The following is an 11,210-nucleotide window of genomic DNA, read 5'->3' as shown; positions in this document are numbered from 1 at the left end:
AACCCGCGAAAATCTTGACTCATCGTGGGTTGGCAAGCGCGACAGAGAACGTACTTTGGGCGCCCGAGCGTATACGAGGAGCCATCGGGGCCGCCCGTGCGGCGGCGCTTGAGCTGAAAGAAAGCGATACCAAGCGTAATTCTCTATAAGGCTTGGTATTAAGCGTCGGCACTGTCCCGTGTCACACCAACTCTTTGCGCCAAAGAGGCGCCCATGAAGGCGTCAAGATCGCCATCCAGAACGCCCTGGCTGTCGGAGGTCTCGACATTGGTGCGCAAGTCCTTGACCATCTGGTACGGCTGCAGGACGTAGGAGCGAATCTGGTGCCCCCAGCCGATGTCGGTCTTCTGGTCTTCCAGGGCCTGCTGGGCTGCTTCGCGCTTTTGCAGTTCCTGTTCGTACAGGCGCGCGCGCAGCATCTTCCAGGCTTCGTCGCGGTTGGCGTGCTGGGACCGGCCTGCCTGGCAAGCTACGGCAATCCCGGTCGGGATGTGGGTCAGGCGGACGGCCGAGTCGGTCTTGTTGATGTGCTGGCCGCCGGCGCCCGAGGCGCGATAGGTGTCGGTACGGACATCGGCGGGGTTGATGTCGATAACGATGGTGTCGTCGACCACTGGATAGACCCAGACCGAGGCAAAGGAGGTGTGGCGTCGGGCACTGGAATCGAAAGGCGAAATGCGGACCAGGCGGTGGACACCGGCCTCCGTCTTCAGCCAACCATAGGCATTCTCACCCTTGATCATCAGAGTGGTTGACTTGATGCCGGCCTGTTCGCCCGACGTTTCTTCCTCGACCTCGACGGTCATGCCGTGGGCGGTGGCCCAACGGGTATACATACGCATCAAGATACCTGCCCAGTCGCACGACTCGGTACCGCCGGCGCCGGAATTGATTTCGACATAGGCGTCGTTGCCGTCAGCTTCACCCGACAAAAGCGCCTCCAGTTCGGCGCGGCCGGCGTGGGCCTTGAGGCCCTTCAGCATGGCGCGCGATTCCTCGATCAGGCTCTCATCACCTTCCATATCGCCCAGTTCGGCAAATTCGACGGCATCTTTGAGTTCTTTTTCAAGCGTCCGGACGGCCTCAATTGACGCCGAGAGCTTGGAACGCTCGCGGTTTATCTTCTGGGCTTCGTCAGGCTTGTCCCAAAGGGTCGGGTCTTCGACCCGGGCGTTCAGTTCGTCGAGACGACGCAGTGCGACATCCCAGTCAAAGACGCCTCCTGAGCAGTCCAATGGACTGCTCGATTTCGGACGCGGAGGTCTCGATATCCAAACGCATGGTGCTTCCTAAAGTCCTGGCTCAAATCCCGGAGGTGCGGGTTTATCCTCGCCCGCCCGGTATGGCAAGCGGCTGCCATTAGATTTGAAGAAAGGGAGTACGCAGATTGCAAAGATTTACATATAACGTCCTGCAGAACACCTCGCATACCGAGGCGAACGCTTCCGATATCCCCCTAAAAAAACTGCGAACTCCGCGCGATCTGTGAATCGCCCCTTAGACTACGATCAATACAGTTCGCTGGCGTCTTCCAGGGTCTTCTTCTTCGGCGCTGCTGGTGCCTGCACCGCCGGGGCTTCCGACGGAGCCGCCTGGATCTCGCCGTCCGTCCAGGTGTCAAGATACGGCCGTGGCCCATCTTCGTCCGGTCCGGCCTGATATTTCGGCTCGGTGCCCGGTTTGAAGGCCTCTTCCCGACCGCGGATCGACACGAAGACAGCGTCGCGTGGCTTGAGGAACTGCTTTTTTCGGCCTGCCATTGTTGGCGTTGCGCATGAAGTCAACCCAGATTGGCAGAGCAGCCTGCGAGCCGGTTTCCTTGTCACCCAGGGTGCGGTTGTCATCGAAACCGACGAACACCCCTACGACCATGTCCGCCGTGAAGCCGACGAACCAGGCCGAACGGTAATCATTGGTCGTCCCCGTCTTGCCGCCCATGGGAATGCCCAGCGCCGCTGCCGAACGGGCCGTGCCGCGTTCGACCACGCCCTGCATGAAGCTGTTCACCTGATAGGCGGTAATCGGGTTCATCACCTGCTGGCCGGGCGCCGTCAGACGCGGGCTTTCCAGGCCGTTGAACGGCTGGCCGCAGGTCGGGCAAGCCCGGTCATCCGACTTGTAGACCACCTTGCCGTCACGATCGAGGACCTGATCGATCAGATGCGGCCGGATCTTGCGTCCGCCATTGACGAAGATCGAATAGGCCCCGGTCAGGTTGAAAGGCGTCACTTCGCCGGCGCCCAACACCATCGACATTTCCGCCGGCACCTTTTCCGCTATACCGTATTCGACGATTTTCTGGGTAATGGGCTTGATGCCAACCTTTTGGGCCAGACGCACCGTCATCAGGTTGCGCGACAACTCGATACCGCGGCGGATCGGTTGCGGACCCATATAGTCGTGCTCATAATTCTGCGGCGTCCACATCTTGCCGTCGCCGCCCATCATGGTGATCGGACCATCTTCGACGATCGATGCCGGGGTGAAGTCACGCTCCAGCGCCACGGCGTAGACGAAGGGCTTGATCGAGGAACCGGGCTGGCGATTGGCCTGGGTGGCGCGGTTGAATTTCGATACCGAGAAGGAGTAGCCGCCGACCATGGCCAGGGTCCGGCCGGTGAAGGGATCGACCGCGACCAGGGCGCCGTTGACATTGGGCACCTGACGCAGGCGATAGCCCGCCCCTTCGGGATTGGCTTCGACAAAGATCAGGTCGCCGGTTTTCAGGCCCTTGCCGGCAAAGGCCCAGGCGATATCGCTCGACGTCAGGCTGCCTTTGTCGCCTTCAATGGTTTCAATCGAGACGCTGCCCTTGGCGGCCGCCGTAACGATGGCCTGAGTCCACTTCCCGCGTTCCGAGGGCGGCTCCTTCTCGGCGGCGATCTTATGCCACGCCGAAGCCGGGCGCTCATTGCCCCACGCCCCGCGCCAGCCATGACGGCGGTCGTAGGTTTCCAGGCCATTCATCAGGGCCTGACGCGCATAGGTTTGAAGCCTCGGATCGAGAGTGGTCTTGATATAGTAGCCATCGGTATAGATGGCGTTGGGATCATTTGGGAACAACTTGCGCGCGCGCAGTTCCACCTCGGAGACGAAGTAATCTGCGTCATGATAGTGGGCACGCTGGGGCTTGTCCTGGACGATCAGGTCTTCCTTCTTGGCCGCTTCCGCCTCGGCACGGGTGACGAAGCCCGCCTGGGCCATTTCGTCGATAACCCAGTTACGGCGGGCAATCGCCGCGGCCTTATGCGTGGTCGGGCGGTAGTTCTCCGGCCCCTTGGGCAGCGCCGCCAGATAGGCAGACTGGGCCAGAGTCAACTGGTCAACCGGCCTGCCGAAATAGTTGAAAGCCGCCGAGCCAACGCCGTAGGACCGATAGCCAAGATAGATATCGTTCATATAGAGTTCGAGTATCTGCTCCTTGCTGAGCGAGCTTTCCAGCCGCCGCGCCAGGATGACTTCCTTCAGCTTGCGCCCCAGCGTCCGTTCATTGCCGAGAAGCAGGTTCTTGGCGACCTGCTGGGTGATCGTCGAACCGCCCTCGAAGCGGCGACCGGTGATGAAGTTGTAGACGTTTTTCAGCATGGCACGCGAGACGCCGCTGACATCAACACCGCTGTGCTGGAAGAAGGCACGGTCTTCGGCCGCCAGGAAGGCACTGCGCAGCCGTTCCGGGATACGGTCGTAGGGGACGTTGACGCGGCGTTCCTGGCCGTATTCGCCGATCAGGGTGCCGTCCCAGGCGAAGACGCGGGCGGAGTTGACCGGCCGGAAGTCGGCCAGTTCGGAACCGTCGGGCATGTCATGGAACAGCCATGCGGCATAGATGGTCACTGCAAAGCCCGCAATGGCCACGGCCGTCATCAGGGCGACGCCCGCCATTTCGAACCAACGCTCAGACGACTTTAACAAGCAACCTCCGACGCACTCCCCCGGGCGCTCGAAGCGCGGGTATCCGAACACGTTTACCAAAGTGCTCGAAATAGGCAAAGGACTTCGGTGAAAATTCACGCACGTCCACACCATTTCGGCGTATCGCGCCTTTTGTGGTGTACCAGTGACCGCAAAATCAACCGGTTTGCAACGCGTTGCCGACTATTTGATTCGGTCGCGCACAAAAAATAGGCCCCTATCCTGCGACAGGGGCCTTCAGGCTCTGATCAACACGCGTAACCTATGGCAGGCCTGCGAAAGAAGCGTAGCGCACTTCGTTGGCGAAATAGACGTCGATGGCGCGGGCCACCTGGCCCATCATGATCTCACGGTGGCGCGGATCGCTCAGCATGGCCTCGTCTTCCTTGTTGTTCACGAAGCCCATTTCCAGCAGCACCGCCGGGACATCGGGTGCCAGCAGGACGAACAGCCCGGCCTGACGCAGATTGGTCTTCAGCAGCGGAGTCGACGCGCTGATATGGTCCATGACCAGTTGGGCAAAGGTGGCAGAACGGTTTTTGGTGGCGCGCTGGGTCAGGTCGATCAAAATGCGGCTGACGACGGCGTCCGACTGCGGCATGTCCGGCAAAGACCAGTCGCCCTTGACCAAAGCCTTGCGGGCGGCACGTTCGGTGCCTGAATCCGACAAGGTATAGATGGAAGCGCCGCGGGTTTCACCATTGCCGCCGGCATCCGAATGCAGCGAAATGAACAGGTCGGCATTGGCGTTGCGGGCAATGCGGACCCGCGCCGGCAGGTCGACGAAGCTGTCGGTTTCGCGCGTCATGATCACCGTATAGCGGCCGGTTTTTTCCAGCGAAGCCTTCAGGGTCCGTGCGGCCGCCAGATTAACGTCCTTCTCATAGGAGTTGCCACCCAGGGCGCCTGGGTCCTTGCCACCGTGGCCGGCGTCGATGACGATGACCTTCTTGCGGCTGGTATTTGAGGCCATTTGCGTCTTGCCCGAAGCGGGGGCAGCGATCACCGGAACCGGCGACGGCTTTTCGACGGCGGTATCGGCATTGCCCGGCACGATATCGACGACATAACGATAGACGCTGATGCCATCCGCCGGCGGCAGAAGGAAGCGACGGTAGATCTTGCCCTGCCCCTTGAAGTTCAGCTTCAGGCGGGTCGAACCGGCGATGCTCTCGACCTTCCAGTCGGCGATCAGCCCCATGCCCGTTCCGGACAGCGCCTTGCCAACCTCGACATCAGGTAGCGCGATGATCTGCTGGGTGGTTTCGCTGTCGCGCGTCACCACCTTGGCGTCAACGGCGCGGTCCAGTTCGATAACGATGCGGGTTTGCGTGGCGTCACCGCCCAGGCGCACCTTGACGACATCGCCCGACGCATTGACCGGCGCGGCCAGGACCGCGGGAGCCGAACACACGCCCGCTCCCAGAACGCCAGTCGCCAGCATCCGCGAAAGCTTCAAAACGCGTACCCAACTCACACCATGTACCAAGGTATTATACCGTCGGAACATTTACTACTCCACGCACCACATGTTCTATGTTTTTAGTCGCAAGACCTGTTGTTGGGGTGACTATGGCAGACACGGATGGAAATACGATTAAGCGACAGGGTTTCCCTGCATTTAACCTTTGTGGTTTCCAGCCAGTTAAGAAAAGGTTGCCGCAACCCTGAGCTTTTCAGACCCGCGTTACCGCAGCGGCACGCAGCCCCTTGGCCGTCAATAAAAACAGTTGACGTGAAACGCAATTTGGCGACATGTGGCAAATTGGTATCGCTCTCACGCGAGTCCGGTGTTGCTAGGAACCGACTTGCGCCTGCGAACCTTGTGATGACGGGATCGAGGTCTTATCTCGCCGCCAGATGCCTGGCGGCAGTTTTCGCCCGGAACCAGCATCACGTCCGTAAAAGAACCGGCGCGCATCATGCCGCCACTGAGTAGAAACGAATCCATGGGCTGCGCCTTGAGCTTCCAATCCGGAACTCCCGCCACCGCCGGCATCTTTGCCGCGGCAATTGCGCGCCCGACCCTGAACCTTAAGCGCCACGCCTCAGTCCGTCCGGCTCCGCCGGGACGCGCGTCCGAGCGCTCCGGAGATACTTTTAATGTCAAAGACTATGTTAATCGACGCGACCCACACGGAAGAGACCCGTGTCGTCGTGCTCAACGGCTCACGAGTTGAAGAATTTGATTTCGAAAGCCACGCCAGGAAACAGCTTCGCGGCAACATCTATCTTGCCAAGGTCACACGCGTAGAGCCGTCCCTGCAGGCAGCCTTCGTCGAGTACGGCGGAAATCGCCACGGCTTCCTGGCCTTCAATGAAATCCATCCCGACTACTATCAGATTCCGGTCGCCGACCGTGAGAAGCTGATGGCGGAACTGGCGGCTCAGGCCCAAAGTGCTAAAGACAGCGCCAAGGACAACGGACGCGATCGCGACAGCGGCAACAACGAAGACGCCGACGACGACGACCATCATGAGGACGACGGCGACGATCTGCCCGATGAAGAGCGGCGCCTGCGCCAACACCTTATCCGCCGTTACAAGATCCAGGAAGTGATCAAGCGCCGGCAGATCCTGCTGGTTCAGGTCGTCAAGGAAGAGCGCGGCAACAAGGGCGCGGCCCTGACGACCTACCTGTCTCTGGCTGGCCGTTACTGCGTCCTGATGCCGAACACCGCGCGTGGCGGCGGCATTTCGCGCAAGATCACCAATGCGCCCGACCGCAAGCGTCTGAAAGCCGTCGCACAGTCGCTGGACGTGCCGCACGGCATGGGCCTGATCGTCCGCACCGCCGGCGCCAAGCGCACCAAGCAGGAGATCAAGCGCGACTATGATTATCTGCTGCGGGTGTGGGAAACCATTCGCGAAACGACGCTGAAATCGAACGCCCCGGCGCTGATCTACGAAGAAGAAGATCTGGTCAAACGCGCCATCCGCGACATGTTCGACAAGGATTTCGATGGTGTCCTGGTCGAGGGTGATGACGGCTACAAGTCCGCCAAGGACTTCATGCGGATGATCATGCCGTCCCAGGCCAAGAAGATCCAGCTTTACAAGGCCAATGCCCCCCTCTTCGCCCGCTATGGCGTCGAGGACTTGATCTCGAAAATCTACTCCCCTGTCGTGCCGCTGAAATCCGGCGGCTATCTGGTCATCAACCAGACCGAGGCCCTGGTCGCCATCGACGTCAACTCGGGCAAGTCGACCAAGGAACGCAATATCGAGGCCACGGCCTTGAAGACCAATATGGAAGCGGCGGAAGAAGCCGCTCGCCAGATGCGCCTGCGCGACCTGGCCGGCCTGGTGGTCATCGACTTCATCGACATGGATGAGCCGAAGAACAACCGCTCGGTCGAAAAGAAGCTGAAGGACGCCCTGGCCGAGGACCGCGCCCGCATCCAGATGGGCAAGATTTCGGGATTCGGCCTGATGGAAATCAGCCGCCAGCGCCGCCGTACCGGCTTCCTGGAAGGCACGACCGTAACCTGTCCGCACTGCGAAGGCATGGGCCGTATCCGCTCGATCGACTCCGCCGCCTTGTCGGCCATGCGTCGCATCGACATGGAAGCCATGCAGAACGGCGCCGGCGCCATTACAGTGAAACTGCCGACCGCGGTTGCCCTGTACATTCTCAATGAAAAGCAGGTCCACCTGGCCAAGCTGCGGCTGGAATGGGGCCTGAAGGTCAATATCGAAATCGACAACGACCTGGGTCACACCGACCTGCAGATCGTACGCACGGTCCTGGCGACCGAGGTCGAATTTACCCCACCGGTGCGTCCGGAGCCGATCGCCTTCGATCCGACGCCGGAAGAAATCGCCGAAGACGAAGCCCTCGAAGTGGATGATGAAGATGTCGTCGCTTCCGACGAGGACGGCGAAGACGGCGCAGAACGCAGCGAACCGCGTGCAGACCGCGCCGATCGTGGCGACCGTGATGGCCGCAACGGCAAGCGCCGCCGCCGCCGCCGTGGTGGCCGTGACCGCCTGGAGGGCGAAGAGCGCGCACCGGTTCAGGCCGATGCGGAGGCTGGCGACGAGGTTGAGGGTGACGAAGGCGACGACGAGGACGAAGGCGACGGTTCCGATCCGCGTAACGGCCGCAATCGCCGCCGCCGTGGTCGCCGTGGCGGTCGCCGTGCTGGTTTCGACAACCGTCCGCGCGAGACCTACAGCTGGATCCGCGCCCGCACGCCGTCGCTGGAAGCGCCCTACGTTTGGATCGATCCGTTCGAAGAGCAGCAGAAGCGTTTTGAGCAGACCGAACGTACGCGCGACTTCACCGCGACAACGGCCTCCGTATCAGCGGAAGTCTCCGTCGCCGCGGCCGTGATCCAGGTGCTCGGCGCCGAAGTGACATCGCCGACCTCGCTGGTGCCCGAAGCGCTGCGTGACCAGCCGGCACCCAAGCGTCCGCGCCCGACACGGCGACGCAAGGGCGGCGTCGACGCTGCTGACCCAGTGACTCCTGACCATTCGGAATCGCTGATCACCGCGCCCATGCCGACCTCGACCGATGTCGACTCCGGTGTGGCGCCTGAACTGGAGCCGGAAACGGCCCCCGCCGTGGTGGCGATCGAGCCGGAAGCCCCCGCGGCGCCGGTCAAGAAGACCCGTTCGCGCAAGAAGGCCGCTCCGGTTGTCGAAGCCCAGGAAACAGCGGTTGTAGACTTGACGCCGGTGGTGGCGGAAATTGCGCCGGCGCCGGAGCCTGAGCCGGAACCTCAGCCCGTCAAGGTGCTGGAACCAGTCGCGGCAGAACCCGATCCCAACGAAATCACCGCTCCGCCTGAAAAGCCAAAGCGTGGCTGGTGGCGCAAGTAAGGTACTGAGCCGAGGATGGACACGGAATTTCATGTCCATCCTCGGTGTCATTCATTCTGAGTTCAGCGGCACGCCTTAGATTTGTCACGCTTGCTTCCTATCTAAAGTGCGAGTTCTCGGGGTCATCTGCGTATGCACGTCAATCCGTCTCAAACTGCCTTCGCCCGACGCGCCCTGAAAGCCGCCGCCGCCATCGCCGCAGGCATAGCGCTGCTGGCCGTCTCGACCGTCGCCCATGCCCAGAGCGTCATCCGCGACACCGAAATCGAGCAGTTCCTGCACAAGCGCACCCGGCCGATCCTCGACGCTGCCGGCCTGGAAGCCGACAAGGTCCAGTATCTTCTGGTTGCCAGCGACGACCTCAATGCCTTCGCTACATTCCGCCTGCGCATGGGGCTGAACACCGGTCTGATCCTGGAAGCCAATACCCCCAACGAACTGTTCGGCGTCATCGCCCACGAAACAGGCCACCTGTCCGGCGGCCATATGATGCGCACCGACGAGATCGAACGCGCCGCCCGCGCCCCCATGGCGGTGGCGTTGGGGCTGGGCATCATCGCCGCCATGGCCGGTTCTCCAGACGGCGCCATGGCCATCATCGGAAGCTCGCCGACCTTCGGCACTATGAACGCTCTGCGCTATATGCAGACCCAGGAATCAGCGGCCGATATCGCCGGCCTCAAGGCGCTGGAAAAAGCCGGCATGTCCGGCAGGGGACTGGTCGACTTCTTCTACAACTTCCGCAATGTCGAGACCTTCTCCAACGCCGAGCGCTACGGCTTCTTCCGCACCCACCCGCTGTCGCGCGAACGAATCCAGACAATCACCCGCCTGGCCCAGCAACAGACGCACTACAAAGAGGTCGATCCGCCCGAAGTGGTCGCGGAATTCAAGATCGTCCAAGCCAAACTGGCCGGCTTTATGGAAGACCCGGTCAAGACCTTCCGCGACTATCCCGAAAGCGACACCTCCTACCCGGCCCGCTATGCCCGCGTGATCGCCACCTATAAGCAGGGCAACTGGGACAAGGCCCTGGTCGATCTGGATGTGCTGCTGGCCGAACAGCCCGACAATCCCTATCTGCATGAATTGAAGGGCCAGATCTATTTCGAGACCGGCCGCGCCACTCTGGCCAAGCCGGAACACCTGAAATCGGTCCAGCTTATGCCCCAGGCACCACTGCTTCGGGTAAATCTGGGCCAGACCCTGATCGCCACCGGTGAGCGCGAGGACGCAACCCAGGCCGTCTTCCATCTGCGTGAATCGCTGAAGTACGAGGCTGACAACAGCTTTGCATGGCGGCAACTGGCTCAGGCCTACGATGCCCTAAATGAACCCGGCATGGCACGTCTGGCCACGGCCGAGGAGCAGTTCTATAACGGCAACTATGAAGGTGCGCGCACCTCAGCCGTCTGGGCGCAGAAATATTTCGAGGCGACGACCCCGGAATATCGCCGCGCTCGCGACCTGGTTATGGTGACCTCGTCCGAAATGGGTATCAACCCCGTTGAAGGCGAAACCAGACGCCGCCGCCCGTAACTCCAGAAAGTTCTTACGTGTCCGAACCTGAACTCCCTAAGACCGAAAACGTATCCCCAAAGCCTGCGACCAAATGGACTGATAACCTGCAGGCCCATATCACCACTGGCCTGGCCGTGTTCGCCGTGATCCTTGCCGCTGCGCCGTATCTGGCACCGAAAGTTGCCGCGTGGCAGACCCAGAAGGGATTGATGGAACAGCCGGCCATGCTGCGCGATGCCAGCGAAAAGCTACAGCTTCAGGCCAACGAGGCCATGGATGCCAAGACGCGCGAAATCCTCAAGGCCCGCGCCGACAGCCTCAAGCCAGCCCTGTACGGCAATAAGATGGACCCGATCCTGGGCAATCCGGCGGGGGCTATCAAGATCGTGGAATTCCTCGATTACAAGTGCGGCGCCTGCCGCGCGGGTTCACCCCACCTGAAGGCGTTTCTCGAACAAAATCCGGACGTCGCGCTCATCGTCAAAGAATATCCGATCATCAGCAAGAACTCGCGGCCGCTCGCGGCCTATGCCCTGGCCGCCTCGGAAGCCGGCAAGTATGAAGCCGTGCATTACGCCTTGATGACCAATCAGGTCGAAAGCCAGGAAGACGTCCACGCGCTTCTGGCGGCTGCCGGTCTGGACCCGAAGGCAATCCAGACTCGCATGGAATCTGACGAGATTCAGAACTATGTTGTTCAGACCGTCATGCTGGGCCAGGATCTGGAGATCAACGCCACGCCGACCTTTATTGTCGATGGTGAGCCGATCAGCGGGACCGATATTCCGGCCCTGACGGCGGCGGTCGAAAAGCTGCGCAAGAAGAATAAGGCTTAGAGCCCGTATCGATCCGGCAGGATCGGATCGGCACTCTAATCTCTTGTTTTTACACACATTTTAATCCAAAAACGAGAAAGCCCGAGCCGTGCGTCACACTTTTGGGAATGCGGT

Annotated in this window: 6 protein-coding genes; 3 read left to right on the top strand and 3 right to left on the bottom strand. The window is 61.0% G+C overall.

What is annotated here, in order from left to right:
- Positions 1 to 158: 158 nt before the first annotated feature.
- The 3 genes from prfB to ABI_RS16560 form a co-directional block, all read right to left on the bottom strand.
- Positions 159 to 1,281 (bottom strand): peptide chain release factor 2 gene (prfB, locus tag ABI_RS16570; protein WP_157138968.1). Its coding sequence is split into 2 segments (ribosomal slippage): positions 159 to 1,211 and positions 1,213 to 1,281, totalling 1,122 coding nucleotides; the frame shifts between segments, so codons are not numbered across the junction.
- Between the two features lie 336 nt (positions 1,282 to 1,617).
- Complete coding sequence (locus tag ABI_RS16565; RefSeq protein ID WP_006274197.1) at positions 1,618 to 3,912, bottom strand: penicillin-binding protein 1A; 2,295 nt, start codon at positions 3,910 to 3,912, stop codon at positions 1,618 to 1,620.
- A 262-nt stretch (positions 3,913 to 4,174) separates the two neighbouring features.
- Complete coding sequence (locus ABI_RS16560) at positions 4,175 to 5,356, bottom strand: N-acetylmuramoyl-L-alanine amidase family protein (RefSeq protein WP_006274196.1); 1,182 nt, start codon at positions 5,354 to 5,356, stop codon at positions 4,175 to 4,177.
- Between the two features lie 659 nt (positions 5,357 to 6,015).
- Here ABI_RS16560 and ABI_RS16555 point away from each other — a divergent pair.
- From ABI_RS16555 to ABI_RS16545, 3 genes are all read left to right on the top strand, one after another.
- A complete protein-coding gene (locus tag ABI_RS16555; protein ID WP_006274195.1) occupies positions 6,016 to 8,739 on the top strand; it encodes an Rne/Rng family ribonuclease in 2,724 nt (907 codons plus the stop codon).
- A 132-nt stretch (positions 8,740 to 8,871) separates the two neighbouring features.
- A complete protein-coding gene (locus ABI_RS16550) occupies positions 8,872 to 10,278 on the top strand; it encodes a M48 family metalloprotease (protein ID WP_006274194.1) in 1,407 nt (468 codons plus the stop codon).
- 17 nt (positions 10,279 to 10,295) lie between these two features.
- A complete protein-coding gene (locus ABI_RS16545) occupies positions 10,296 to 11,096 on the top strand; it encodes a thioredoxin domain-containing protein (protein ID WP_006274193.1) in 801 nt (266 codons plus the stop codon).
- Positions 11,097 to 11,210: the final 114 nt, after the last annotated feature.

Origin of the sequence: Asticcacaulis biprosthecium C19, assembly GCF_000204015.1 — a bacterium.
In the GTDB taxonomy this organism is placed as follows: Bacteria; Pseudomonadota; Alphaproteobacteria; order Caulobacterales; family Caulobacteraceae; genus Asticcacaulis; species Asticcacaulis biprosthecius.
This window is presented reverse-complemented; position numbering and strand designations above follow the sequence as displayed.